Origin of the sequence: Halobacterium sp. KA-4 (assembly GCF_021028995.1) — an archaeon.
Taxonomy (GTDB): Archaea; Halobacteriota; Halobacteria; order Halobacteriales; family Halobacteriaceae; genus Halobacterium.
In genome coordinates this window covers 129,206-152,420 of record NZ_JAJJZG010000002.1, presented here as the reverse complement: position 1 = coordinate 152,420, position 23,215 = coordinate 129,206, and the positions used below count along the sequence as shown (strand labels likewise).

At 68.0% G+C, this 23,215-nt stretch carries 29 protein-coding genes and 1 tRNA gene; 21 read left to right on the top strand and 9 right to left on the bottom strand.

Going from position 1 to position 23,215, the window contains the following annotated elements; genetic code table 11:
• The first annotated feature begins 38 nt into the window (after positions 1-38).
• Positions 39-965 (top strand): branched-chain amino acid transaminase, encoded by a 927-nt coding sequence (locus LPA44_RS03045; protein ID WP_230888116.1) that lies wholly within the window; start codon positions 39-41, stop codon positions 963-965.
• Between the two features lie 114 nt (positions 966-1,079).
• Positions 1,080-1,274 carry a hypothetical protein gene (locus tag LPA44_RS03040; protein WP_230888115.1) on the top strand — a complete coding sequence of 65 codons (195 nt, stop codon included), beginning with the start codon at positions 1,080-1,082 and terminating at the stop codon, positions 1,272-1,274.
• A 34-nt stretch (positions 1,275-1,308) separates the two neighbouring features.
• Here LPA44_RS03040 and LPA44_RS03035 read toward each other — a convergent pair whose 3' ends face one another.
• Together LPA44_RS03035 and LPA44_RS03030 are read right to left on the bottom strand one after the other, a co-directional pair.
• Positions 1,309-1,911, bottom strand: coding sequence for a DUF502 domain-containing protein (locus tag LPA44_RS03035; protein ID WP_230888114.1), 603 nt, complete (start codon positions 1,909-1,911; stop codon positions 1,309-1,311).
• A 48-nt stretch (positions 1,912-1,959) separates the two neighbouring features.
• Positions 1,960-2,799, bottom strand: coding sequence for a proline dehydrogenase family protein (locus LPA44_RS03030; RefSeq protein WP_230888113.1), 840 nt, complete (start codon positions 2,797-2,799; stop codon positions 1,960-1,962).
• 90 nt (positions 2,800-2,889) lie between these two features.
• Here LPA44_RS03030 and LPA44_RS03025 point away from each other — a divergent pair, with 90 nt between their 5' ends.
• From LPA44_RS03025 to LPA44_RS02995, 7 genes are all read left to right on the top strand, one after another.
• Positions 2,890-3,435, top strand: a complete 546-nt coding sequence (locus tag LPA44_RS03025) for a CDP-2,3-bis-(O-geranylgeranyl)-sn-glycerol synthase (protein ID WP_230888112.1) — start codon at positions 2,890-2,892, stop codon at positions 3,433-3,435.
• 236 nt (positions 3,436-3,671) lie between these two features.
• Entirely contained in the window at positions 3,672-4,199 is a 528-nt protein-coding gene (gene pyrE, locus LPA44_RS03020; protein WP_230888299.1) for an orotate phosphoribosyltransferase, read from the top strand.
• Between the two features lie 97 nt (positions 4,200-4,296).
• Positions 4,297-5,010 carry a phosphoribosyltransferase family protein gene (locus LPA44_RS03015; RefSeq protein ID WP_230888111.1) on the top strand — a complete coding sequence of 238 codons (714 nt, stop codon included), beginning with the start codon at positions 4,297-4,299 and terminating at the stop codon, positions 5,008-5,010.
• Between the two features lie 160 nt (positions 5,011-5,170).
• Positions 5,171-6,559 (top strand): NCS2 family permease, encoded by a 1,389-nt coding sequence (locus LPA44_RS03010; RefSeq protein WP_230888298.1) that lies wholly within the window; start codon positions 5,171-5,173, stop codon positions 6,557-6,559.
• A 54-nt stretch (positions 6,560-6,613) separates the two neighbouring features.
• Entirely contained in the window at positions 6,614-6,859 is a 246-nt protein-coding gene (locus tag LPA44_RS03005; RefSeq protein ID WP_230888110.1) for a glutaredoxin family protein, read from the top strand.
• 70 nt (positions 6,860-6,929) lie between these two features.
• Entirely contained in the window at positions 6,930-7,298 is a 369-nt protein-coding gene (locus LPA44_RS03000) for an STAS/SEC14 domain-containing protein (protein WP_230888109.1), read from the top strand.
• A 46-nt stretch (positions 7,299-7,344) separates the two neighbouring features.
• Entirely contained in the window at positions 7,345-7,530 is a 186-nt protein-coding gene (locus LPA44_RS02995) for a hypothetical protein (protein WP_230888108.1), read from the top strand.
• Between the two features lie 9 nt (positions 7,531-7,539).
• Here the strand turns inward: LPA44_RS02995 and LPA44_RS02990 are convergent, their stop codons facing one another.
• The gene (locus tag LPA44_RS02990; protein ID WP_230888107.1) at positions 7,540-8,502 is read right to left on the bottom strand and encodes a transcriptional regulator; all 963 of its coding nucleotides are present in this window, start codon (positions 8,500-8,502) and stop codon (positions 7,540-7,542) included.
• A gap of 141 nt (positions 8,503-8,643) precedes the next feature.
• Between LPA44_RS02990 and LPA44_RS02985 the strand changes: the two genes are divergently transcribed.
• Both LPA44_RS02985 and LPA44_RS02980 read left to right on the top strand, forming a co-directional pair.
• On the top strand, positions 8,644-9,906 hold the full coding sequence (locus tag LPA44_RS02985; protein WP_230888106.1) for a tRNA(Ile)(2)-agmatinylcytidine synthase: 1,263 nt from the start codon (positions 8,644-8,646) through the stop codon (positions 9,904-9,906).
• A gap of 92 nt (positions 9,907-9,998) precedes the next feature.
• Positions 9,999-10,214, top strand: coding sequence for a DUF7511 domain-containing protein (locus LPA44_RS02980; protein ID WP_230888105.1), 216 nt, complete (start codon positions 9,999-10,001; stop codon positions 10,212-10,214).
• 2 nt (positions 10,215-10,216) lie between these two features.
• On the opposite strand, the gene LPA44_RS02975 is transcribed toward LPA44_RS02980, so the two are convergent.
• Complete coding sequence (locus LPA44_RS02975; protein ID WP_230888104.1) at positions 10,217-11,290, bottom strand: pyridoxal-phosphate dependent enzyme; 1,074 nt, start codon at positions 11,288-11,290, stop codon at positions 10,217-10,219.
• Positions 11,291-11,488: 198 nt separating this feature from the next.
• Positions 11,489-12,445 (bottom strand): succinylglutamate desuccinylase/aspartoacylase family protein, encoded by a 957-nt coding sequence (locus LPA44_RS02970; RefSeq protein WP_230888103.1) that lies wholly within the window; start codon positions 12,443-12,445, stop codon positions 11,489-11,491.
• A gap of 85 nt (positions 12,446-12,530) precedes the next feature.
• Here LPA44_RS02970 and LPA44_RS02965 point away from each other — a divergent pair, with 85 nt between their 5' ends.
• Both LPA44_RS02965 and LPA44_RS02960 read left to right on the top strand, forming a co-directional pair.
• Complete coding sequence (locus LPA44_RS02965) at positions 12,531-12,818, top strand: DUF7536 family protein (RefSeq protein ID WP_230888102.1); 288 nt, start codon at positions 12,531-12,533, stop codon at positions 12,816-12,818.
• Between the two features lie 126 nt (positions 12,819-12,944).
• On the top strand, positions 12,945-13,463 hold the full coding sequence (locus LPA44_RS02960; protein WP_230888101.1) for a hypothetical protein: 519 nt from the start codon (positions 12,945-12,947) through the stop codon (positions 13,461-13,463).
• A 1-nt stretch (position 13,464) separates the two neighbouring features.
• Here the strand turns inward: LPA44_RS02960 and LPA44_RS02955 are convergent, their stop codons facing one another.
• The gene (locus tag LPA44_RS02955; RefSeq protein WP_230888100.1) at positions 13,465-14,658 is read right to left on the bottom strand and encodes a potassium channel family protein; all 1,194 of its coding nucleotides are present in this window, start codon (positions 14,656-14,658) and stop codon (positions 13,465-13,467) included.
• Positions 14,659-14,842: 184 nt separating this feature from the next.
• Here LPA44_RS02955 and citZ point away from each other — a divergent pair, with 184 nt between their 5' ends.
• On the top strand, positions 14,843-15,979 hold the full coding sequence (gene citZ / locus LPA44_RS02950; RefSeq protein WP_230888099.1) for a citrate synthase: 1,137 nt from the start codon (positions 14,843-14,845) through the stop codon (positions 15,977-15,979).
• A gap of 27 nt (positions 15,980-16,006) precedes the next feature.
• Here citZ and LPA44_RS02945 read toward each other — a convergent pair whose 3' ends face one another.
• Together LPA44_RS02945 and LPA44_RS02940 are read right to left on the bottom strand one after the other, a co-directional pair.
• Entirely contained in the window at positions 16,007-17,308 is a 1,302-nt protein-coding gene (locus tag LPA44_RS02945; RefSeq protein WP_269069619.1) for an MATE family efflux transporter, read from the bottom strand.
• Positions 17,309-17,374: 66 nt separating this feature from the next.
• Positions 17,375-17,575: a hypothetical protein gene (locus tag LPA44_RS02940; protein WP_230888097.1), complete on the bottom strand. Its 201-nt coding sequence runs from the start codon at positions 17,573-17,575 to the stop codon at positions 17,375-17,377.
• Here LPA44_RS02940 and ilvA point away from each other — a divergent pair.
• A complete protein-coding gene (gene ilvA, locus LPA44_RS02935) occupies positions 17,574-18,803 on the top strand; it encodes a threonine ammonia-lyase (protein ID WP_230888096.1) in 1,230 nt (409 codons plus the stop codon). The two genes, LPA44_RS02940 and ilvA, sit on opposite strands and share 2 nt — an antisense overlap.
• Here the strand turns inward: ilvA and LPA44_RS02930 are convergent, their stop codons facing one another.
• Positions 18,804-19,646, bottom strand: a complete 843-nt coding sequence (locus LPA44_RS02930) for a hypothetical protein (protein WP_230888095.1) — start codon at positions 19,644-19,646, stop codon at positions 18,804-18,806. It abuts the gene before it with no gap.
• 116 nt (positions 19,647-19,762) lie between these two features.
• Here LPA44_RS02930 and LPA44_RS02925 point away from each other — a divergent pair, with 116 nt between their 5' ends.
• From LPA44_RS02925 to thsB, 6 genes are all read left to right on the top strand, one after another.
• Positions 19,763-20,146, top strand: a complete 384-nt coding sequence (locus LPA44_RS02925; protein WP_230888094.1) for a Rid family detoxifying hydrolase — start codon at positions 19,763-19,765, stop codon at positions 20,144-20,146.
• Positions 20,147-20,335, top strand: a complete 189-nt coding sequence (locus tag LPA44_RS02920; protein WP_230888093.1) for a hypothetical protein — start codon at positions 20,147-20,149, stop codon at positions 20,333-20,335.
• 46 nt (positions 20,336-20,381) lie between these two features.
• Positions 20,382-20,463: transfer RNA gene (locus LPA44_RS02915), tRNA-Ser, on the top strand.
• 268 nt (positions 20,464-20,731) lie between these two features.
• Entirely contained in the window at positions 20,732-21,010 is a 279-nt protein-coding gene (locus tag LPA44_RS02910) for a hypothetical protein (protein ID WP_230888092.1), read from the top strand.
• Between the two features lie 50 nt (positions 21,011-21,060).
• The gene (locus LPA44_RS02905) at positions 21,061-21,282 is read left to right on the top strand and encodes a TRAM domain-containing protein (protein WP_230888091.1); all 222 of its coding nucleotides are present in this window, start codon (positions 21,061-21,063) and stop codon (positions 21,280-21,282) included.
• A 170-nt stretch (positions 21,283-21,452) separates the two neighbouring features.
• A complete protein-coding gene (gene thsB / locus LPA44_RS02900) occupies positions 21,453-23,117 on the top strand; it encodes a thermosome subunit beta (protein WP_230888090.1) in 1,665 nt (554 codons plus the stop codon).
• Positions 23,118-23,215 lie beyond the last annotated feature (98 nt).

Below are 23,215 nucleotides of genomic sequence, written 5' to 3'. Positions count from 1 at the left end.
CTCGTGGTTTTATGATACGGCGCGCCGTCCCCGGACGTATGAGCGGATTCGACGACATGGACGTCGACACCATCTGGATGAACGGCGACTTCGTGGACTGGGAGGACGCCACGACCCACGTGCTCACGCACGCGCTGCACTACGGCAGCGGCGTCTTCGAGGGCGTCCGCGCGTACGACACCGACAACGGCCCCGCGTTGTTCCGGTGGGAGGAACACCTCGACCGCCTGTTCGCGTCCGCGAAGCCCTACGACCTCGACATCGACTTCACGCGCGAGGAGCTCACCGAGGCGACCGTGGAACTGCTCGACCGCCAGGACCTCGCGTCGTGTTACGTCCGCCCCATCGCGTACTTCGGCTACGACTCACTGGGCGTCTCCCCGAAGGACTGCCCGACCGACGTCGCCGTCGCCGCGTGGCCGTGGGGAACGTACCTCGGCGAGGAAGCGCTCGAAGAGGGCGTCGAAGTGATGGTCTCCTCGTGGCGCAAGCACGCCTCCAGCCAGATTCCGACCAACGCCAAGACCACCGGCCTCTACGTCAACTCCATGCTCGCCGGCGAGGAAGCCCGCCGCAACGGCTTCACGGAAGCCATCGTCCTCAACAAGGAGGGCAACGTCGCGGAAGGCCCCGGCGAGAACCTCTTCCTCGTGCGCGACGGTGAGATTTTCACGCCCGGGCTCTCCGAGAGCATCCTCGACGGCATCACCCGCGACACCGTCATCACGCTCGCGGAGGAACGCGGCTACACCGTCCACGACAACGTCTCCATCTCGCGGGGCGAACTCCACACCGCTGACGAACTGTTCTTCACCGGCTCCGCCGCGGAAGTCACCCCCATCCGGCAGGTCGACAACGTCGAAATCGGCTCCGGGACTCGCGGCCCCATCACCGAGGAACTCCAGCAGGCGTTCTTCGACGTCGTCGAGACCGGCGACCGCGAGGAGTGGTTCCACTACGTCTAAACGCCGCGTAGCCCCCTCTCGACGACGCCGGCACGAACTGTTACCCGATTAATCAAAACGAACAGCGTAGTCAAAACCCTCACATCGTATGCCCGTGAGGGTTCACTGAGACGTGTGCACGGCCCGGCGGACCAAGTCGTCTGTAGTAACTGCAACGACGAGAGCAACGCCGCCACGGAGCACTCGCTGCGGTTCGACCGCGCCGGCGGCGAGCGCCGCGACGTGACGGTCTACCTCTGTGACACCTGTGCGACCGACATTCTCGCGGTCGGCTGGATAGAACACCGGCAGCAGGCGGCGGACGACTGACTCGCGCTATCCCACGCCACCAGCGACGGCCTGTCTACTCCTGTTCGTCCTTGTCGTCGGTGAACGGCTCCGGGACGTCACGCTCGTTCTCCCCGAACCCCGCCGAGAGCACCCGCGTCAGGGCGTCCTCCGTGGACTCCTCGACCTCGATGATGTCCTCGGGTTCCAGTTCCATCACGAACCCCGAGGTGATGTTCGGCGCGGTCGGCATGAACACCACCTCGCGGCCGTCGTTGGTAGTCTTCCCCGTCTTGAACGCGGTGAGGCGCATCCCCTCCCACGGTTCAACCTTCACGGGCTTCTGGAATTCGTCGGCGCCGCCCGACAGCACCGTCTCGACGGCCATCTTCGAGGCGTTGTAGACGATGCGCAGCCCCGGTAGCCGGTTAATGAGGTCGTCCAGCACCTCCTCCGCGAACGTGCCGAGCGCGGTCCGCATCAGGTACCCCACGGAGAACACCAGCAACACGAAGATGACGACCGTCAGGCTGACCGCCACGACGGGGTCGTCGACGTTCGTCGCCAGCAGCGAAAATCGCGCGATGAGCGAGAACAGCCAGTAGAGAACGTACAGCGTGACCAGAATCGGTGCGAGCACGATGAGCCCGCTCGCGAAGTCCCGCTTCCACGAGGTCATACCGGATTCCACTGAGCGCCGACGTATAGGGATTTCGAGACGACCGCCCTACCGCCCCAGAACCGCCCGCAGCGCGAACAACAGGTTCTCCTTGCGCTCCATCGCGCGCCGGTAGAAGTACGAGAACCACTTGTCGCCGTACGGCACGTACTGGTAGACCGTGACGCCGTCGGCCGCGAGGTCGACCTGCGCGTCGTCGCGCACGCCCATCAGCATCTGGACCTCGTAGTCGGTGCCGTACTCGTCGTGGAGGTCGCGGGCGTGCGCTATCATCTCCGGGTCGTGGCTGCCCACCGCGACGCCGCCCTCGAACTCCCGGAACATGTACTCTAGATAGTCGCGGTACGCCTGGTTCACGCGCTCCTTGCGCTTGTACGCAATCGACTTCGGCTCGTCGTACGCGCCCTTCACGAGTCGGACTTTACCGGGAAGGTCTGCGAGACGTTCGAGGTCGTCCTCGGTGCGCTTGAGGTTCGCCTGAATGCAGACACCGACGCCGCCCCCGTACTCGGTGGTGAGGTCCTCGTAGGCGTCCAGCGTGGCGTCCGTCGTCTCGTGGTCCTCCATGTCCACCCACGTGAACACGTCGTGCTCGTCGGCCACCGCGACGATGCCCGCGAGGTTCTCGGCGAACACGTCCTCGCCGACGTCCAGCCCGATTTGGGAGGGCTTCACCGAGATACAGGCGTCCACCCCGCTCTTCGAGACGTCGCGCACGAGGTTCTCGTACGCCGCGGCGTCCTCGTCCGCGGGCGGCCGCTCCGCGTAGTGCTCGCCCAGGAGGTTCAGGATGGCGGCGACGCCCCGAGCGTTCAGCGACTCGGCGTGCTCGATGGCCTCCGCGGGCGTCTCACCCGCGACGAAGTTGCTCGCGATGGGCGGTAGCATACCCGAATCTGCGGCGTCACGACCCTTAAACGACGCGCCTCCCCCGCTCGAACCCGCGGGTTTTTCCGCCGGCCGCGTCCACCCCCACGCATGGGTCTCGTAGCGACGGTCGCGACTGCGGTCTGGGTGATGCTGCCCGCGTACGTGCCGAACAACGCCGCGGTGCTGGCGGGCGGCGGCCGCCCCATCGACGGCGGCCGCACGTGGGGCGGCAAGCGCGTGCTCGGCGACGGGAAGACGTGGCGCGGCACCGCCATCGGCGTGCTCGCCGGCGTCGCGCTCGCGTTCGTCCTGAACACTGTCGAACCAGCCGCCAGCGACGCACTCGGCGTCACACTCCCCTCGTTCCCGCCCGCAGCGATGGTCGCGCTCCCCGCCGGCGCGATGCTCGGCGACATCCTCGCCTCCTTCCTCAAACGTCGCACCGGCCGCGAACGCGGCGCCGCCTTCCCCCTCCTCGACCAACTCGACTTCGTCGTCGTCGCGCTCGCACTCGCCGCCGTCGCCGCCCCCGCCTGGTTCGACGCCATCTTCACCCTCGATGTCGTCGTCGCCATCCTCGTCCTCACGCCGCTGCTCCACGTCGTCACCAACGGCATCGCCTATCTGCTCGGTCTGAAGAACGAGCCCTGGTAGCACTTTTTGCAAGCGAACGCGCCTGCGGCGCGTTCGCTTGCAAAAACTTGCGGAAAAAGCACTCCTCCTTCGGTCCGCTTCGCGTCCCTCAGTCGTCGGCCTCCGCTCCCTCACTTCTTTCAGTCGCAGAGTGAACCACTTCGTTCGGGTCTTTCAGACCGCTCGCTCGCGGATGCTCCACCACATTCGTCTCGGCTCGGTAATCGCACCCCTTTTGGTCGGGTGGCCCGCCAACTCTGGTAATGACCGACGACCTCGTTCAACTGCTCCGCGACGCGGACGCCGTCAAATTCGGGGAGTTCGAACTCTCCCACGGTGGCACGTCCGAGTACTACGTGGACAAGTACCTCTTCGAGACCGACCCCGACTGCCTGCGCGCCATCGCCGAAGCATTCGCCGAGCGCCTCGACGCGGACGCGAAACTCGGCGGCGTCGCGCTCGGCGGCGTCCCGCTGGCGGCCGCGACGGCCGTCGAAGCCGACGTGCCGTACGTCATCGCGCGCAAGCAAGCGAAAGAGTACGGCACCGGCAACCGCATCGAGGGCCGCCTCGAAGACGGCGAGGAAGTCGTCGTCGTGGAGGACATTGCGACGACCGGCCAGTCCGCCGTCGACGCCGTGGAGGCGCTCCGCGACGCGGGTGCGGAAGTCGATCGCGCGCTGCTCGTTGTGGACCGCGAGGAAGGTGGCCGCGAACTGCTCGCCGAGCACGGCGTCGAGATGGAGGCGCTCGTGACGGCCAGCGACCTGCTGGACGCCGAGTAGTTCGGGCCGCTTCGCCGCCCGAGATGGGCGCGTTTGTGATTTCTTCGCACGCCGACAGTTCCGGGATATTCAAGTTTGTGGAAACGTGTGTATCCCTATGAACCGAGCAGAGAAGGCCGCCCTCCAGTTGCGGGCGGTCGACGTGCTGCGCACGCTGAAGGAGACCCGGACGTACGACGAACTCTCCGAGGAGACCGGGCTCCCCGCGGGCGACCTCAACCGCTACGTCAACGGTCACGTCCTCCCGAGCGCCGAGCGCGCCCGCGAAGTCGTCGAAGACGCCGGTGCTGGCCTCCTGCGCGAGGAACTGGAAGCCCGCGTCCGCCTCGACGACGAGGGTTACGTCGACAACTCCGGCGTCGTCTTCGACCAGTCGTTCCTCGACCTGGTCGCGCCGGTCGCCGCCGAGACGTTCGACTTCGAGCGCCCCGACGTCGTGCTCACCGCCGCCACCGACGGCATCACGCTCGCGGCGTCGCTGGCCTCCTACTACGGCGCTCGCTGCGCGTACGCCAAGAAGTCCAAGGAGACCGCCGTCGAGGAGTTCATCGAGGCCCGCAAGCGCTTCGCGTCGGGCATCGAACTGACCTACTACCTCCCCGCGTCGGCCATCGACAGCGGCGAGACCGTGCTCGTCGTCGACGACCTCATCCGGTCGGGCGAGACCCAGGAGATTCTGCTGGACATCGCCGGCGCCGCGGACGCCGACGTCACCGGCGTGTTCACGCTCATCGCGGTCGGCGACGACGGCGTCGAACGCGCTCGCGAACTCACGGACGCCCCCGTCGGCGCGCTCGCCGAACTCGAATAACCTTACGACCACGACGCCGCTCCCAACCCGTCGCAGCCCCCGATTCTAGACACGACCGTGCATCTTCTGGACGATTCTTCATCGTCGACAGACACGAACTACCAACGTGCATAACAACGCTTAAGCGGGCGGTGTAGTTATGCCCGAACGTGCATCGTTAATGGGGCTCGCTGACTACTTCGCACTCGACGAACACGACACGGACGTCCGAACGGAAGTGCTCGCGGGCGTGACGACATTCTTCGCGATGTCGTACATCGTCCTCGTCAACCCCGCGACGCTCGGCCAAGCAATCTCCATCCCGGGGTACACCGGCGACCAGGTCCAGCAGATGCTGGCGGTCGTCACCATCATCTCGGCGTTCGTCGCGACGACGGTGATGGCGCTGTACGCCAACCGGCCGTTCGCGCAAGCGCCCGGCCTCGGGCTCAACGCCTTCTTCGCGTACACCGTCGTCATCGGGCTCGGCATCCCGTGGCAGGTCGCGCTCGCCGCGGTGTTCGTCGAAGGCATCATCTTCATCCTGCTGACCGCCGCCGGCGCGCGCAAAGCCATCATCCGCGCGTTCCCCGAACCCGTCAAACTCGCGGTCGGTGCGGGTATCGGTGGCTTCCTCGCGCTCATCGGGCTCCAGGAGATGGGCGTCGTCGCCGCCGACCAGGCGACGATGGTCACGCTCGGCCAAATCGCGACCGACCCCGCCGCCACGCTCGCCATCGCCGGGTTGTTCTTCACGCTCGCGCTGTACGCCCGCGGCGTTCCCGGCTCCATCGTCGTCGGCATCCTCGGCACGACAGTCGCCGCCTACGTCATCGAGTGGGCGGGCGTCGTCGCGCCGGGCACGCTCACGACGACCATCACCGGCGCACAGTACGACATCACGCCGCTCGCGGGCGCGTTCCTCGACGGGCTCGTCGGCGCTCCCGCGGAAGGCATCGACATGTTCGCGTTCGCGCTCATCGTCTTCACGTTCTTCTTCGTGGACTTCTTCGACACCGCCGGCACGCTCGTCGGCGTCGGGCAGGTCGCGGGCTTCCTCGACGAGGACGGCAACCTCCCGGACATCGACAAGCCGCTGATGGCGGACGCAATCGGCACCACCATCGGTAGCATGCTCGGCACCTCGACAGTCACCACGTACATCGAGTCTGCGACGGGCGTCGAGGAGGGCGGCCGCACCGGTCTCACCGCACTCGTCGTCGCAGTCCTGTTCCTCGCGAGCCTTGCCGTCGTCCCGCTGGCGGCCATCGTCCCCCTCTACGCCAGCCACATCGCGCTCGTCGTCGTCGGCGTCATCATGCTCGCGAACGTCACCGACGTCGCGTGGGACGACATGACGTACGCGATTCCCGCCGGCCTCACCGTGTTCATGATGCCGTTCACGTACAACATCGGCTACGGTATCGCCGCCGGCATCGTCTCTTACCCGGTCGTGAAAGTCGCGGTCGGCGAGTACGACGAGGTCTCCGCGGGCCAGTGGCTGCTCGCGCTCGCGTTCGTCGTCTACTTCTACGTCCGCACCAGCGGCACGCTCGCCGCCGCGGTCTGAGCGCCGCCCGCCGCATCCACGGCTTCTTTGCGTCGCCGCCCCGTACGCTCGGGTGTGACACTCGAACTGTACAAGCTGCCGGGCTGCCCGTACTGCGCGAAAGTCGAGACCAAACTCGACGAACTCGGCCTCGACTACGTCGAACACGAGGTCCCGAGTTCCCACAGCCAGCGCGACGAAGTCGAAGAAGTCAGCGGCCAGACCGGCGTCCCCGTGCTCGTCGACACCGACCACGGCATCGAGGGGCTGCCGGAGTCGGACGACATCGTGGAGTACCTAGAAGAGACGTACGGGGCGTAGCGGAGTTTTCCTAGGTTTCTGGTAGTCGCTGCCAGAAGCAACTTGCTGCGGGCGTACGCAGTCGCCGACGATGTACGAGAAACTCGACCGGAGTGGTGGGCGAGTCGTCGGCTACCAGGTCCGCGACGAACTCTCAGAGGAGGACGTCGAGGCGATGCTCCAGGACATCGAGGAGACCATCCACGAGGAGGGGTCGGCGCGGGTGTTGGTGTACATGCCGACCGTGCCGGTGCCGGACCTCGACGCACTCGACGAGGACATCGGCTTCTGGCTACACCACGGCGACGACCTCGAGAAGTACGCCGTCGTCGGTGACAATAGACTCCTAGAGTGGGTGACGGACCTCGAAGACCGCGTCACCGACGTTGACCTCGAGTACTTCGGTGCGGCTGACCTCGACGACGCGTGGGAGTGGCTGCGCGAGGACGAGACGGCCTGAGAACCGTGCGAAGGGTGAAGCGGGAGTCGAGCGTAACGTCCACACGATGACCGAGCCCGAGATTCCGACCGACGACCCCGAGACGCGCCACGACCCCTCCAGCGTGGGGCTGCTGTCGGTTCTAGGGCTGCTCGGCTTCGTCGCGCTCGTCTACGCGTGGACAGAGAGCTTCCTTCTCACCGTCTCGCTCACCGCCGCGTGCGGCGTCCTCGGCTACTGGTCGCTTCGATAAAAGTCGCCGTCAGGCTTCGGACTGCGCGCCGCGGTCGGCGAGCAGGTCGCGGAATTCGTCGGAGTCCTCCACGTCTTCGAGTTCCTTGCGTTCGACGATAGCGGTGTCGTCGACGGACTCCCGGGACGCCTCGTCGACGACGTAGACGGCGCGGGTGTGCGTAATCGCGCCGAGCGAACTCATGATGCGGGCGCGCTTGACGGCGGCGTCCGTGAACGACGAGTGCCCCGTCAGCATGCGGTCCGCACCGGACGCGTCCTCGCTGACGGCCTTGAACGGCGCGCGGTCCGTCGGGTGGACTTCGAAGCCGACGCGCGCGAGCACGGAGAGCACGGGCACGTCCTCGGGGTCGGCTTCGGGGTCCTCCGGGGTGGGTTCGGCGTCCCGGACCTCCTCCGCGCCGTCCATCACGGAGACGGGCGAGGTGAGGTCGCCGCCGAAGAGGTCCTCGAGTTCCATCGCGACCTCGATGCTGGCGTTCATGCCGTCCTCGTACTTCGAGACGGTGCGCCGGGAGACGCCGAGCTGGTTGGCGAGCTGGCCGAGGCTCAAGTCCTCGTTCTGACGGCGGTCCGCGAGCACGTCGCCGTCGATGTTCACGTAGAGGCCGCCCGGGGCCGCGTAGATGAGCGGCGGGACGCCCTCCACGAAGAAGTCCATCGCGGTGTCGGGGCTGAGCACGGGGACGCCGTGGCGGAAGTAGACGACGCCTGGCTTCAATTCCTCGTCGCGGGTGCGGAGGCCGATGACCATCGGGGTGGCGTCGAGGTAGGTGCCGAGCCGCCGCATCTCCGCGCCAGTCGGCGCGTCGAAGGCGTCGATGTTACCGAGAATCTTCACGAGGATGACGTCGTTCTCGCGGCGGGCGGCCACGTCGAAGCTCTTGGGCCGCGTCGCACACCGGTCGCTCACCGTGAACCCCGCGTCCGCGAGCATGGCGGTGACGTTCTCGATGAGTACCGACCGTGACATACACGAGTGTAAGCCGTCGGCGACATATATGCGTTGTGCCGATACGGCGGCGCTGCCCCGCGGTTTCGGTCATTCGGCCGCCACTATCTTCGGGCCGCGGACCGGAAGCACGAAAAGCGCGCGGGCACTAGCCGAGAGGCGATGACGGTCGTCGCCCTCGACGACACGGACTCCCGCGAGCGCGGGATGTGCACGACGTACGCCGCCCACCTGGTCGCCGAGCGGCTGCGCGACCGCGGCGCGAGCGTCGAGCGCGTGCTCCTCGTGCGCCTGAACCCCGCCGTCGAGTACAAGACGCGCGGGAACGCCGCGCTCGCCATCCACACCGACGTCGACCCCAGAGTGGGGCTGGCGGTCGCCGAGGAAGAAGTCGGCGAGGTCGCCGAGGTCGACGACCCACGAACGAACCCGGGCGTGGTGGTCGCGCCCGAGGCCGACGCCCCCGAACCAATCGCCGACTTCGCCGAACGCGCGATGCGCGAACACCTCGACCCCGGCGAAGCGCAGTCGCTGGCGGCCGCCCACGGTTACGAGACCGCGCAGTGGGAGAACGGCCGCGGCGTCGTCGGCGCACTCGCTGCCGTGGGCGCGTGGACGGCATTCGACGACTGGACCTGCGAGCGCATCGACTACCGTGCACCCGACCGCTGGGGGACCGAGCGCGACGTCGACGCCGAGAGCGTGTTCGCCGCCGCGGACGACGCCTACCCCGACGCGTGGGACACCGTCGACCGCGAGGAGGCCGAGCTGGTCTGCGTGCCGCACACGCCCGGCCCCATCCTCTACGGCATCCGCGGCGACGACGCCGAGACCGTCGCCGAAGTCGCGAACTCCGTGGAGAGCGAGCGAGTCCACGCCAGCGAACTGTTCGTCACGAACCAAGGGACGGACGCCCACCTCCGCGCGGCCGACCTCGCCGACCTCGAAGACGGCCGCGCGTACTGTACGGACGCGACGGTCGTCGGGGAGCCCGCGACGCGGCGCGGCGGGCACGTCTTCGCCCCCGTTGAGGACGACGGTGTTCGCGTGGAGTGCGCGGCGTTCGAGCCGACCAAGCGGTTCCGCGACCGCGTGCGGGCGCTCCGGCCGGCCGACCGCGTCACGGTCTGTGGCGAGGTCAGCGACGGCACGCTCAAACTGGAGAAGTTCGCGGTCCGCGACCTCGACGAGACGGAGTCGGTGACGCCACAGTGCCCGGACTGCGAGACGTCGATGGAGAGCGCGGGCGCGAACCAGGGCTACCGCTGCCGGGACTGCGGGACATCCGCGCCCGGGAAAGTCGAGCAACCCGTCGACCGCGACCTCGACGTCGGCTGGTACGAGGTGCCGCCGTGCGCGCGTCGCCACGTCGCCAAACCACTGATTCGTGGCGACTGGGACGCTCCTATCCATCCCGAGCGGTAGCCGGCGTGCCGACGAGTAAATCGCTTTCGCTGGTTGTCACACTCTCACAGGCAGCCACAACGCTTTATTCTAGCACGTCCTAAACTGTAACCATGCGCCCGGACCGCCGTACCCCTGACGAGGTTGGCGTCGCCAGCGAGACGACCGACAGCGAGGCCGCTGCGGGACGACTCGCCGCGCACGTCGAAGTGCAGGACGGCGAGCGGGCGTGCACGCTGTTCCCCGCGAACGCCGACGGCGACGAACTCGTCACGACGTGGGTGACCGCCGAGGACGACGCGTTCGTCTCCCTCGCCAACTGGCGGTAGGCCTACTTCTTCAGTCCGCTGCCCGTCAGCGCGACGACCACGTCGGCGTCCGCGTCGAGGACGCCGCGCTCGCGGTACGCTTCTAAGCCGGCGACGCCGACGGCGCTCGTCGGCTCCACGTAGAAGCCGCGCTCGTGGAGCGCGTCCAGTGCGTCCTCGGTCACTTCGGCGTCGCACGCGATGGCGTCACCGTCGGTCGCGTCGATGGCGTCTAGAATCTGCCCCTTCCGCGCGGGCTCCCGAATCTGGATGCCGTCCGCGACGTCGTTCGTACCTGCCTCTTCCGAGCCGTGGAGTTCTTCGACGATTGGCGCGACGCCCATCGCCTGCACGCCGAGCAGCCGCGGCACCGACTCTGTCCACCCTGCCGCCTCGAGCGCAGAGAACCCGCGGTACGCGCCGATGAACAGCGTGCCATGACCGAGCGGGAGCACCACCGTGTCCGGGACGGTCCAGTCGCGTTGCGCCGCGAGTTCGAGCGCGAACGTCGACGTCCCCGCGTAGAACGCCGGATTCCACGCGTGGCTCGCGTACCACGCATCCCCGCCCACGGCTTCCTGAATACAGGCATCAGTCACGTCCTGCCGGCTCCCCTCGATTCGGACTGCCGTCGCGCCCGCCGCCTCGATGGCGTCGAGTTTCGACTGCTTGACTGACGCGGGCACGTAGATGTCGGCGTCGATGCCGGCGCGCGCGGCGTACTGCGCGATGGCCGCACCTGCATTCCCCGACGAGTCCTCCACGATTCGTTCGACGCCCAACTCCGCTGCACGCGACAGCGTCAGCGCCGCACCGCGGTCCTTGTAGCTCCCCGACGGGAACACGTAGTCCAGTTTGAACTGCGCGTCCCACTCCGGCGCATCGGCCAGTGGCGTCCAGCCTTCACCGAGTGTCACCTCCGCCCCGATTGGGAGGAACTCGTCGAACGCCCACAGCCCCTCGCGGGGGTCGACGTCCGGCTCGTCGCTGTCCGGCAGCGGCTGCTCAGCGAAGTCCAGCGCGTGCCCGCACTCGCAGCGCCACGGCTCCTCGGGTCCGGACTCGTAGGTTCGACCGCAGGAACGGCATTCGAGCATACTCCCGAGAACGAGGACGGGCTACCTGAGCGTGGCGATGAACGAGCATTCGCGCGGCTCCGCTGCGCGATTCACTCCGCGACCGAGCATAGCGAGGGAGCGGAGGCCGACGAACCCCCGGAGGGGGTGAGGAGTGCTTTTTCCCAAGTTTTTGCAAGCGACGGCGCGCGTAGCGCGCCGAGCGCTGGAAAAAGTGGGTTAGAAAGAATCCACGTCCGTTCCGACCGAACAGACGTACTCGCCGGTGGCGACCTGTGGGAGGCGACGGCTTCGCCAGAAGATACCGTGGTTGTCGGCGGTGACGGTGGCTTTGAGCGTGCCGAAGACGTCGGTGACTTCGAAGAGGGTGTCGCCGGCGCGGACGTCGTCGCCGAGGTCCTGTTTGTACTCGACGATGCCGCCGACGGGGGAGCCGTAGCGGTCGAAGTCCTTCGCGCGGGTCTGGCGTTCGGTCTCGACGTCGCCGTCGAGGAGGCCGTAGTAGCGGAGGACGTTGAAGACGCCGTCGACGCCGTACTGGATCGATTCCTCGTCGAAGCCGACCGCGCCGCCGAGTTCGGGGTCGACGGTGGGGATGCCTTCGGAGGGGCCGGCACGTGCGAGTTGGCCTTCGGGGCCTTTCTGGTCGAGGACGTGCCCGCAGCCGAACGCCTTCGCGAGTTCGAGGCAGTCGCTGTGGAGGCGGTGGTGGCGGCCGCAGCGCACGCGCACCTCGTTAATCATGCGGGAGGTCGAGCCCTGGTGGAGGTCGAGGATGAGGTCGGCGTCCTCGGCGGCGGAGAACGTGGCGTGTGCGATGCGCTCGGAGGAGGAGCCGTTCGCGCTGCCGGGGTACGCACGGTTGAGTTTCGTGTCGTCGATGGGGTTGCGGTGTTCGGCGACCTGGAACGCGTGGAAGTTCGTGATGCCGACGACGCGCACTTCGCCCGCGAGCTCCGCGGGGTCGAGTTGGGGGACGACGCGGCGGAGCACGCCGACGCCGTTCAGTTCGTCGCCGTCGCTGGCTGCCTGCAGGTAGAGGGTTTTGCCGTCGCGTTCGCCGTTCACGACCGCGACCGGGAGGCCGACTGCGGTGCCGTCCCGCATCTCGCCCACGGTGAGCCGACCGGTGTCGAACTCCCCGGGGTCCGCGGACGCCGTGCCGAGCGTAGTCATTACAGTAATCCCACGCACGCGTGGCCTTGAGCGGTTCGGTCCCGGAATCGGCGACGTTTTCACGTGCCACAGCCAACCCCCGTGTATGTCCGAGCGGTCCGAGCAGTCCGCCGACGCGGCGTCCGACCGCCCCGGCGTCGACAACTTCGTGCGCGCGCTCGGCGTCGTGACGCAGGCGAAACGCGGGTTCGCGGTCGGCCTGCTGGTCGCCGTCGCGACGTACTACTTCTTCGTCGTGGCGTCGGGCGGGTCGCCGTACTCGACGCCGTACCTGGTCGCGCTGGCCGCCGTGCTCGCGTTCACGGTCGGCTTGCTCGCGACGTTCGCCTTCACCGCCGGCGCTGCCTACCGGCTCTACCGCCGACTAGAGTAGTTGGTTCGCCGAAGAAAACCTCTTGTCGGCGGGTCTGTTTCGTTTCGAAGATGGCTGAGGACTTCCCGACCCGGCTCGCCGCGTACACGGGCGACGACGCGGACGACGGGAAGGGACTCCCCGTCGGTGTCCGCCGTCGTCGCTGGCGTGCTCGCGCCGCTGCGCGGGGCGGACAAGTCGCCGGGCGGGAAGCGCTTCGAGGTCGCCGAGACCAGCCACGCCGACAAACGCTACGCGTTCACGTGCCCGGTCGAACTCGCGGGCACCGACTGCACGGCCCGGCTCGTCGTCCATCGCGAGGACGGTTACGTCTACGCCCGGCACGGCGTCCGCCCACCAGAGAGCGGCGGGCTCCTGTCTCGCGTCCGGGGCGGCAAGTCCGGGTACGACGCGCTCGGCGTCGGTTCTGACTCGGTCGCTCGGCTCGCGAAACGACGCCGGAAGGTCGTCGCCAACGGCGTCGACGCGCGCGTCGCCACGCCACGCGTCACCGACGAGCCCGTGGGCTTCGAGTTGCGCTTCGAGACCGCAGACACCGCGGTGCTCTCCGTGACCGGCTACGCGGACGGCCGCGACTACCTCTCCGTGCCGCTGCCGGACCTCGCGCTCCGCGCGGTCGCGGCCGAGCGCGACGTACTGGACTGACTCACGCCGACGCGAGGTCGTGGAGCCGGTCGGCGCTCGCGCGCGTCCCCTTCGCCAACAGCACGTCGCCGGCCGTGACTTCCGTCTCGGGGCCGGGCTGGACGACCCACTCGTCAGTCTCGGCGTCCGGCCGCCGCACCGCGATGACGCGCATCCCGGTCTCGGTTGCGACCTCCTTCCCGCCGAGCGTCGCGCCGTCGAGCGCGCTCCCCGCTTCGACGGTCTCCCGGACGATGACCTCGTCGGACTCCTCGACGGCTTCCTGGACGACGACGTGCGTGTCAAGCCCGCGGAGGACCCCCTCGCTTATTTCGACCGCGGCGTCGCTGATGACCTCCGTCGCGGTGGCGATGTGGACGAGCCCGCGCAGCGACACCGGGTCCTCGACGCGGCTGGCCGCCCGCAGCGTCCACGCCTCGAAGCGGGACTTCAGCGCGTCTACTTCGGCTTCCAGTTCGACGACCTCCGCCGCGAGGTCCGTCGAGTCGAAGAGGACGGCGCCGTACGCGAGGTCGACGGAGAGTTCGCTCATGTTCTTCATCGTCACCACGGAGTCGACGGCGCGCCCGAGGTCGTCGATGCTCGGTTCGGGGACCGCAGGCGGCTCGTAGGACTCGCCCGTCGCCGTCTCGTAGACGCCGCCGATGCGGTCCTCCGGCCCGCGGAGCAACAGCACGTCGCCCGCCACTAGTTCCGTGTCGCGGTCCGGGTTCAGCAGCCAGTCGCCGCCGCGCCGAATCGCGAGCACGCGCACCCCGGTCTCGGTCTCCAGATTCACGTCCAGCAGCGTGCGGCCGGCGTACGCGGAGTCGACCGTCAACTCCGCACGCTCCAGCGACTCGACGGCTTCGGGGAGCGCCGCGCGAATCGCGTCGGGCACGCGGATGTCTTCGAGGACGACCTTCGCGATGTCCCCGGCCGCGTCGCTAATCTTCTCCGCCGCGCCGACGACGCCCAGGACGGGCGCGAGCGTCTCCGCGTCCTCGGGGTTGCGCGCCGCCATCAGGAGGCTCATGCGTGCGCGCAACTGGAGGACGTCCATGCGCTCTTCGAGTTTGAGGACTTCCGCCGCCACGTCGTCGCTGCCGTGCAGCACCGCCGAGTAGGAGAGGTCGATGAGGAGTTCGGCGGTGTCTTTCATCTCCGCGAGGAGGTCTTTTACGCTCGCGGGCTCGTACTCGACGCGGCCGCTCATGCCCCCGGATTCGCCCCCGCCCCCGAAAAACGTTCGCGTCAGTCGGGGCGCTCGCGGCGACCGCCAAAATCGTGTTAGTTGTTCACACGAAGCGCTCGGTAATCGTTCTCTCGCGCAATATTTTCGTAGACGACCGTGAAGGAAACCGACACACATTAGGTAGAACCGTCAAGAACCCACGCACATGGCCGACGAACTCAAGAAGGGTTTGGAAGGTGTGCTCGTCGCGGAGTCCGAGTTGAGCTACATCGACGGCGACGAGGGCAAACTCGTCTACCGCGGGTACACCATCGAGGACCTCGCGCGCGGCGCGAGCTACGAGGAAGTCCTCTACCTGCTCTGGCACGGCCGCCTCCCCGACCGGGAGGAACTCGAAGCGTTCAGCGAGGAGATGACCACCCACCGCGAGCTCGACGACGTCGTGCTCGACCTCGTCGCGGACCTCGCGGCCGCCGACGAGGACCCGATGGCGGCGCTGCGCACGGCAGTCTCGGAGCTGTCGGCGTTCGACCCGGACGCCGACGCCGACCCCACCGACCGCGAGGCGAACCTCCGGAAGGGCAAGCGCATCACCGCCAAGATTCCGACCATCGTCGCGGCGTTCACGCGCCTGCGCGAGGGCGACGACCCCGTCGCGCCCCGGGACGACCTCGACCACGCGGCGAACTTCCTCTACATGCTGAACGACGAGGAGCCCGACGACGTGCTCGCGGACGTCTTCGACCAGGCGCTCGTGCTCCACGCCGACCACGGGCTGAACGCGTCGACGTTCTCCTCGATGGTCACGTCCAGCACGCTCGCGGACCTCCACTCCGCGATTACGTCGGCCGTCGGCACGCTCGGCGGTAGCCTCCACGGCGGCGCGAACGCGAACGTCATGCGCATGCTCCAGACCATCGACGAGTCCGAGAAGGAGCCCGTCGAGTGGGTCGAGGACGCCCTCGAGAACGGCGAGCGCGTCGCCGGGTTCGGTCACCGCGTCTACAACGTCAAGGACCCGCGCGCGAAGATTCTCGGCGAGCGTAGCGAGGAACTCGGCGAGGCCGCCGGCGACACGAAGTGGTACGAGATGAGCGTCGCCATCGAGGAGTACGTCAAAGAGGAGAAGGGCCTCGCGCCGAACGTCGACTTCTACTCCGCCTCGACGTACTACCAGATGGGCATCCCCGTCGACATCTACACGCCCATCTTCGCGATGTCCCGCGCCGGCGGCTGGATTGCCCACGTGCTCGAACAGTACGAGGACAACCGCCTCATCCGCCCGCGCTCGCGGTACGTCGGCGAGGAAGACCAGGAGTTCGTGCCGCTCGACGAGCGGTAGGCTCAGTCGCGCCGTAACGACTTCTTTCTACGCGTCGCTCCGTTCCGCCATCATCGACGCCGCGCGACTCGCCCAGCCGCCGTAGTGGAAGCCGGCGGCGACGACGGCAGCCATCCAGACGTTCGAGAGCGCGATGCCCCAGTACGCCGCAAGCGGGCCGTAGTCGAGCGTGTGACCGACGAGCCACGAGAAGCCGACGAGGAAGCCGACCATCCCGGTGGCGCGCGCGACGAACGGGACGCGGGTCTCGCTGGCGCCCTGGAGCGCGCCCGAGAGCCCGACGAACGCCGCGAGGAACGGCGCGCTCAGGCCGTACGCGCGGGCGAACCAGACGCCGTGGCGGATTGTCTCGGGTTCGTCGGCGAGTAGCGAGACCAGCGGCCGGGCGTAGTACGAGAGGAGGAGGCCGACAGCACCGACCGTGAGCACGCCGAGCGCGGCGACCGCCCAGCCGTCGAAGCGCGCGGTGTCGGGGTCGCCTTCGCCGAGCGCCTGGCCGACGACGACGTTCGCCGCGACGTTGTAGCCGCGGGAGAGCGGGCCGGTGACCTGCTGGTAGACGCGGCGGCCGATTTGGAACGCGGCGTTGACGTTCGTCCCGAAGGAGAGCAGCAGGGCGTTGAACGGGAACTCCGCGAGCGCGGAGACGGTCCCCTCCGCGATTTTCGGGAGGCTAACCGCGAACAGCTGTTTCGTGATGATTCGAGAGCGCGGGCGCGCGAAGCCGGCGGCGGTGTACGAGGACGCGATGGCGACGGTGAGCGCGACGGCGGTGAAGGTGTTCGCGGCGGCGGTGGCGGCGCCGACGCCGACGACGCCGAGTTCGGGGAGGCCGAAGTAGCCCAGGCCGAGGCCGACGCTGCCGGCGACGTTGCCGAGGTTGGAGACGGCGTTGACGTACATCGGCGTGCGCGTGTCGCCGGTCCCTTGCAGGGCACGGGCGGCGATGAGCGCGACGTGGCGTGCGGGCGCGGTGAGGAGGATGACAGCAAGGTAGGTGCTTCCGAGCGTGACGACGTTCGGTGCAGCGCCGAGCAGGCGGATGGCGGCCGGGCCGAACAGCACGCCGAACGCGGCGAACGGAACGCCCGCGAGCGCGCCGACGAGGACGGCCTGCGTGATGGCCTCGTCGCGGGTGACGGTGGCGTCGCGGCCGGTGTCCTGACTGGAGAGGCTGATGGCACCGCCGCCCAAGCCGAGGCCGACGCGCAGCGGGAAGCGCGCGTAGAGGTCCGCGATGCCGACGGCGACGACGGCAGCCGGCGAGATGGCGGCGGTGACGACGACGTCGACGGTCCGCATCAGCGTGCGGAGCGTCTGCTCGGTCATCACGGGCCACGCGAGCGCGAAGACGCGCCGCCACACCGCGCGGAGTCGGGAGCGCACGGTCGAGACTCACAGCGCCGCGAAAAACCGCTGTCGGTCCGCGGCTGCCCGCGTCGTCCCGCCGCATTCCTGCACTTTCACTTTCACCGTGCTTTGGTCGCTTTTATCACCATCCGGGTCGTCGTCGTAATCGTCACACGCTCCGTCCCCCACGTATTCTTGGAGCACACCACCAACCGTTAACAGCGACAGCGCCGTAGCCGCGAGCATGATTGGACTCGACGACGTGCTCGACGCCCGCGAGCGCGTCGCTGACGTCGCCCGCCACACCCCGCTGGACTACTCCAACACGTTCTCCCGGATGACCGACGCGGAGGTCCACCTGAAACTGGAGTGTTTCCAGCGGACGGGGTCGTTCAAGATTCGCGGCGCGACCAACCGCATCCGCACGCTGTCGGAGGCCGAGCGCGACGCCGGCGTCGTCACCGCCTCGGCGGGCAACCACGCACAGGGCGTCGCGCTCGCGGCCTCGCGCTCGGGCGTCGACGCGAAGGTCGTGATGCCCGAGACCGCGCCCATCTCGAAAGTCAAGGCGACGAAGAGTTACGGCGCGGAGGTCGTCCTCCACGGCGTCGACTACGACGCCGCCCAGACCCACGCCCATGAACTCGAAGACGAGGAGGGTCGCACCTACGTCCACGCCTTCGACGACGAGCACGTGATGGCCGGGCAGGGGACGATTGGCCTCGAAATCGTCGACGACCTCCCCGAAGTCGACACCGTCGTCGTCCCCATCGGCGGCGGCGGACTCATCTCGGGCGTCGCGACTGCGGTGAAGGCTCACGACCCGGACGTCCGCGTCGTCGGCGTGCAGGCCGAAGGTGCCTCCACGGTCGCCCCCTCGCTCCAGAAGGGCGAGCCGCAGGCCCTCGACTCCGTGGACACCATCGCGGACGGCATCGCCGTGCGCCGGGTCGGCGAGCAGACGTTCCCGGTCATCCGGGAGCGCGTGGACGAGGTCGTCACCGTCTCCGACGACGAGATCGCGACCGCGCTCGTGCTGATGCTCGAACGCGGGAAGACCCTCGTCGAGGGCGCGGGCGCGACGCCACTCGCGGCGCTGCTCGAAGGCAAGTTCGTCTACGAGGACGACGAGGTCGTCGTGCCCGCGCTCTGCGGCGGCAACATCGACCTCAACCTCCTCACGACAGTCGTCATGCGCGGGCTCGTCGATCAGGGTCGCTACGTGAAGATTCGCACTGTCCTGAAGGACCGCCCCGGCGCCCTCGACGACCTCATCGACGTCGTCGCGGACGAGCGCGCGAACATCTACGCCATCCAGCACGACCGCACGAACCGCGACATCGCGATGAACGCCGCGGAGGTCGAACTCGACCTCGAGACCCGCGGCCCCGAACACGTCGACGCGCTCCTGGACCGCATCCGCGAGGCGGGCTTCGAGGTCACCGTGCTCAACGGACCGCGCCCCCAGAACTGACTACGCGGGCACGACCGCGTACTCGACGGTGAGGAACTGCGCGCCACACAGCCACATCTCGTGGGTCGCCAGCGCCACCGCGTCGCCGCCGGTCGGGTCGTCTACTTCTGCGGGCGCGCTCACCGTCCCGTCCGTCGGCCACACGCGGAACCGCTGGTCCGCGGGGAGCGCGAATCCAGCGGGCGGCGTGACCCAGTAGAGCCCGGGGTCGCCGGGTGCTCTCGTGGTCAGTTCCACGCCGGTCGCGTCGCCCGCGCCGAGGTGCCCGATGCGCAGCACCGTCGAGAGGTTGCCGCCGGGCAGCGGTGCCGCGATGTTCACGAACCGCTCGCCGTCGCGCTCGTGGCTCGCGTACAGCGCTACGAACACCGCCGCCCCGGACTCGTCCGTGCGAATCCACGCTCGCGCGCCGTCCCGCGGGTCGGCGTCGGGGTCGAGCGCGACGAACTCGCTTCCAAGCCGGTGCCAGTCCTCGTCGCTCGGGCCCGGGAGATTCAACTGGCGAATGCGGGTCGTCACGGGCGCAGCGAGGCGCGCGCCCTTTCGGAACGGGCGGTGCCAGCGCGCGCGAAGCAGCATCTCGTACTCGGTCGTGCGCTCGTAGAACCGCCGGACGTCGCCCGCGACGCGCTCGGGGTCGAAGTCCGGCCGCGCGAACTCGGCCATGTCGTCCATCTCGCCGACGAGTGCGGGGTCTTCGGCGGCGAGTCCGCGCCGTGCGACGAACTCCGCGCCGATGTGGCCCCCGCCGGTCACCGGGCTGAACGGCACGTCGCGCGCTCGCCACGCCGCGGCGCCGGCCAGCGACGCGACGGCGCCGGCGGCGACTGTTCGGCCACGCATACGCCCGCTTGCGCGCGAACGGACACGAATCTGGTGACTCCGGCGTCTGCCGGCTTCCCGGCCGCCGCCGAGCGCTGACGCCGGTCTTTAATACGTGTGACCGCGACTCACCGGACATGAAACGCATTATCGACACCCCCGACGCCCCCGCTGCGGTCGGCGCGTACAGCCAGGCGACGACCGACGGCGACCTCGTCTTCACCGCCGGCCAGATTCCGCTGACGCCGGACGGCGACCACCTCGACGACGAACCCATCGCCACCCAGACCCGGCAGAGCCTCGAGAACGTCAAGGCCATCCTCGAAGCCGAGGGCCTCACGATGCAGGACGTGCTCAAGGTCTCGGTGTTCCTCGACGACATCGACGACTTCGACGAGATGAACGAGGCGTACAAGGAGTACTTCCAGGACAACCCGCCCGCCCGCTCCGCGCTCGAAGTCTCGGCGCTCCCGAAGGGCGCGGCCGTCGAAATCGAAGCCATCGCCGCCCAGCGCGACTAGATGCGTCGCTCCACGTTGGACACGCTGGCGTGGGGCGCCGTCGGCGCGCTCGCGTTCCTCGTGCTCGCCCAGGGCTACCGACTGTTCGCCGACGAGGGCGTCGGCTTCCTCCCGCTGCTTGGCGTCGCCGTCGTCGTCTTCGCGGCGTCCTCGCTGGTCGCCCACCTCGCGGCCACTCGCCTCCACTGACGCGAAAAGAAGGGTTTAAACGACAGACCCGGATAGGTTACGACGGGCCGGGATGGCCGAATGGCAAAGCGCACGCCTGGAAAGCGTGTCCCCTTACGGGGTTCAGGGTTCAAATCCCTGTCCCGGCGTTTTCACCGTACTCGCGCCGCCCAGCGACGGTTCTGTCGCTGGGCGCGCGATGGTTTCGTAAACGACGGCGGGATTTGAACTCTGGAAGTCGCAGCCCGCGCACCACAGCGAGCAGGACCGTCTTCCTCCAGTTTAAATCCCGATAGGCAGAGCCGCGCGTATGCTCTATTTGGGAGTTGGCATCTCAAACTAGTGCGTAGTCGAGTACTTCGAGTTTTCCAGCGAACGGCCACAGCGCCTACTTGGGGGCCGGCCGGAGTCGCCCGTATGGAACCGCCGAACATCGACGAGGACACCGCGCGGAAGGTGCTGGAACTGGGCTACCACGACTTGGGCGAGAGCGTCGAGTACGGCGACCTCCTGCTGGAGAAAGTCGAGGAGGAGCGCGAGGACGGCGACGTCGCCCGAGAGTACTACGCGCTCGTGGACGAGGAGACCGGCGAGCCGCTCGGCGAGCGCATCGGCGCGCACCACTACGCAGTCAACGAGTTCCACGACTTCCGCGACGACCTCGAGGACGTGTGGCGCTCGCACCACGAGTCCTGACCGTCACATCGGCCCCAGCGCTCTTTTCGCCGGGTCGGGAACGGGAGTGTATGCGCGAATCAGACACACCCGTACCGGTCGAGGAGGACGAGGAGTACGTCGTGGACGTCGAGGACATCGGCGACGAGGGCGACGGCGTCGCGCACGTCGACGACTTCGTGGTGCTAGTGCCCGAGGCCGACATGGGTGACCGCGTGCGGGTGCGCATCGACCGCGTCGAGCCGGACTTCGCGATGGCGGAGCTCGTCGAGCACGAATCCGACGTCGCCTAACTTAAAGGCCGGTTCGACGCGCCCGTCTCGTGTGAACGACTAACACACTATTCGGGCTGTGTAGTGATTTTCCGCGGGACTCAGGGCGTGTTCTTCCATTCGGCGCGCGACCGGCCTCGGAGCGGGATAGAAGATTTTATATAGAATCACAATCAATCATCCAGGTACCTATGGCACAACAACAGCGGATGCAGGGGCAGCCCATGATCATCATGGGAGACGACGCACAGCGCGTGAAAGACAAGGACGCTCAGGAGCACAACATCTCCGCGGCGCGAGCCGTCGCGGACGCCGTCCGCTCCACACTTGGCCCGAAAGGGATGGACAAGATGCTCGTCTCCTCGATGGGCGACGTCACCATCACGAACGACGGCGTCACCATCCTCCAGGAGATGGACATCGACAACCCGACCGCGGAGATGATCGTCGAAGTCGCCGAAACCCAGGAAGACGAGGCCGGCGACGGCACGACGACCGCGGTCGCCATTGCGGGCGAACTCCTCAAGAACGCCGAGGACCTCCTCGAGCGCGACATCCACCCGACCGCCATCATCAAGGGCTACAACCTCGCCGCCGAGCAGGCCCGCGAGGAAGTCGACAACGTCGCCATCGACGTCGACCCCGAGGACGAGGACCTCATCCGCAGCGTCGCCGAGACCTCCATGACCGGCAAGGGCGCCGAGCTCGACAAGGAGCTGCTCTCCGGCATCATCTACGACGCCATCAATCAGGTCTCCGTCGAGGCCGCCGACGGCAGCACCGTCGTCGACGCCGCGAACATCAACGTCGAGACCCAGACCGGCCGCGCGGTCGGTGACTCCGAGCTCCTCGTCGGTGCCGCCATCGACAAGGACCCGGTCCACGACGAGATGCCGACGGACGTCGAGGACGCCAAAATCCTCCTGCTGAACGAGGCCATCGAAGTCGAGGAAGCCGAAGCCGACACCTCGGTCAACATCGAGAGCCCCGACCAGCTCCAGTCCTTCCTCGACCAGGAAGAGGAGCAGCTCAAGCAGAAGGTCCAGCAGATTGTCGACACCGGCGCGAACGTCGTCTTCTGTCAGAAGGGCATCGACGACATGGCCCAGCACTACCTCGCGAAGGAGGGCATCCTCGCCATCCGTCGCACCAAGAAGTCCGACATCGAGTTCCTGACGAACGTCCTCAACACGGCAGTCGTCACGGACCTCGACTCCGCGACCGCAGCCAACGTCGCCAGCGGTTCTATCTCCCGCGACAGCGAGGACGAACTCTTCTACGTCGAGGGCCACGACGAGGACGCCCACGGCGTCACCATCCTCCTGCGCGCCTCCACCGAACACGTCGTCGACGAGCTCGAACGCGGCGTCACTGACGCGCTCGACGTCTCCGCGCAGACGCTCAGCGACGGCCGCGTCCTCCCCGGCGGCGGCGCCATCGAAGTCGAAGTCGCCGACCGGCTCCGCGACTTCGCGGACTCCGTCTCCGGCCGCGAACAGCTCGCCGTCGAAGCGTTCGCGGACTCCCTGGAACTCGTGCCGCGCGTGCTCGCCGAGAACGCCGGCCTCGACTCCATCGACACGCTCGTCGACCTGCGCTCCGCGCACGAATCCGGCGAGGAACGCACCGGCCTCAACGTGCTCTCCGGCAACCTCGAGGACACCTTCGAAGCCGGTGTCGTCGAGCCCGCACACGCCAAAGAGCAGGCCGTCACGAGCGCCTCCGAAGCCGCGAACCTCGTGCTCAAAATCGACGACATCATCTCCGCCGGCGACCTCTCCACCGACAAGGGTGACGAGGGCGGTGCCGGCGGCCCCGCAGGCGGCATGGGCGGCGGCATGGGCGGGATGATGTAGTACCTTTTTCCTGCACTCACTCGGGCGCTACCGCGCCCTCGTTCGCTGGGAAAAAGCTACGCTAAAAAGCCCCGTGGACCCCACTTCGGGGGTCCTCG

What these genes read in the sequence shown, in the direction of transcription:
- LPA44_RS03045 (WP_230888116.1), top strand. Translation starts at nt 39, where the DNA reads ATGAGCGGATTCGACGACATGGACGTCGACACCATCTGGATGAACGGC.
- LPA44_RS03035 (WP_230888114.1), bottom strand. Translation starts at nt 1,911, where the DNA reads ATGACCTCGTGGAAGCGGGACTTCGCGAGCGGGCTCATCGTGCTCGCA.
- LPA44_RS03030 (WP_230888113.1), bottom strand. Translation starts at nt 2,799, where the DNA reads ATGCTACCGCCCATCGCGAGCAACTTCGTCGCGGGTGAGACGCCCGCG.
- LPA44_RS03025 (WP_230888112.1), top strand. Translation starts at nt 2,890, where the DNA reads ATGGGTCTCGTAGCGACGGTCGCGACTGCGGTCTGGGTGATGCTGCCC.
- LPA44_RS03015 (WP_230888111.1), top strand. Translation starts at nt 4,297, where the DNA reads ATGAACCGAGCAGAGAAGGCCGCCCTCCAGTTGCGGGCGGTCGACGTG.
- LPA44_RS03010 (WP_230888298.1), top strand. Translation starts at nt 5,171, where the DNA reads ATGGGGCTCGCTGACTACTTCGCACTCGACGAACACGACACGGACGTC.
- LPA44_RS03000 (WP_230888109.1), top strand. Translation starts at nt 6,930, where the DNA reads ATGTACGAGAAACTCGACCGGAGTGGTGGGCGAGTCGTCGGCTACCAG.
- LPA44_RS02995 (WP_230888108.1), top strand. Translation starts at nt 7,345, where the DNA reads ATGACCGAGCCCGAGATTCCGACCGACGACCCCGAGACGCGCCACGAC.
- LPA44_RS02990 (WP_230888107.1), bottom strand. Translation starts at nt 8,502, where the DNA reads ATGTCACGGTCGGTACTCATCGAGAACGTCACCGCCATGCTCGCGGAC.
- LPA44_RS02985 (WP_230888106.1), top strand. Translation starts at nt 8,644, where the DNA reads ATGACGGTCGTCGCCCTCGACGACACGGACTCCCGCGAGCGCGGGATG.
- LPA44_RS02980 (WP_230888105.1), top strand. Translation starts at nt 9,999, where the DNA reads ATGCGCCCGGACCGCCGTACCCCTGACGAGGTTGGCGTCGCCAGCGAG.
- LPA44_RS02975 (WP_230888104.1), bottom strand. Translation starts at nt 11,290, where the DNA reads ATGCTCGAATGCCGTTCCTGCGGTCGAACCTACGAGTCCGGACCCGAG.
- LPA44_RS02970 (WP_230888103.1), bottom strand. Translation starts at nt 12,445, where the DNA reads ATGACTACGCTCGGCACGGCGTCCGCGGACCCCGGGGAGTTCGACACC.
- LPA44_RS02965 (WP_230888102.1), top strand. Translation starts at nt 12,531, where the DNA reads ATGTCCGAGCGGTCCGAGCAGTCCGCCGACGCGGCGTCCGACCGCCCC.
- LPA44_RS02955 (WP_230888100.1), bottom strand. Translation starts at nt 14,658, where the DNA reads ATGAGCGGCCGCGTCGAGTACGAGCCCGCGAGCGTAAAAGACCTCCTC.
- citZ (WP_230888099.1), top strand. Translation starts at nt 14,843, where the DNA reads ATGGCCGACGAACTCAAGAAGGGTTTGGAAGGTGTGCTCGTCGCGGAG.
- LPA44_RS02945 (WP_269069619.1), bottom strand. Translation starts at nt 17,308, where the DNA reads ATGACCGAGCAGACGCTCCGCACGCTGATGCGGACCGTCGACGTCGTC.
- ilvA (WP_230888096.1), top strand. Translation starts at nt 17,574, where the DNA reads ATGATTGGACTCGACGACGTGCTCGACGCCCGCGAGCGCGTCGCTGAC.
- LPA44_RS02940 (WP_230888097.1), bottom strand. Translation starts at nt 17,575, where the DNA reads ATGCTCGCGGCTACGGCGCTGTCGCTGTTAACGGTTGGTGGTGTGCTC.
- LPA44_RS02930 (WP_230888095.1), bottom strand. Translation starts at nt 19,646, where the DNA reads ATGCGTGGCCGAACAGTCGCCGCCGGCGCCGTCGCGTCGCTGGCCGGC.
- LPA44_RS02925 (WP_230888094.1), top strand. Translation starts at nt 19,763, where the DNA reads ATGAAACGCATTATCGACACCCCCGACGCCCCCGCTGCGGTCGGCGCG.
- LPA44_RS02920 (WP_230888093.1), top strand. Translation starts at nt 20,147, where the DNA reads ATGCGTCGCTCCACGTTGGACACGCTGGCGTGGGGCGCCGTCGGCGCG.
- LPA44_RS02910 (WP_230888092.1), top strand. Translation starts at nt 20,732, where the DNA reads ATGGAACCGCCGAACATCGACGAGGACACCGCGCGGAAGGTGCTGGAA.
- LPA44_RS02905 (WP_230888091.1), top strand. Translation starts at nt 21,061, where the DNA reads ATGCGCGAATCAGACACACCCGTACCGGTCGAGGAGGACGAGGAGTAC.
- thsB (WP_230888090.1), top strand. Translation starts at nt 21,453, where the DNA reads ATGGCACAACAACAGCGGATGCAGGGGCAGCCCATGATCATCATGGGA.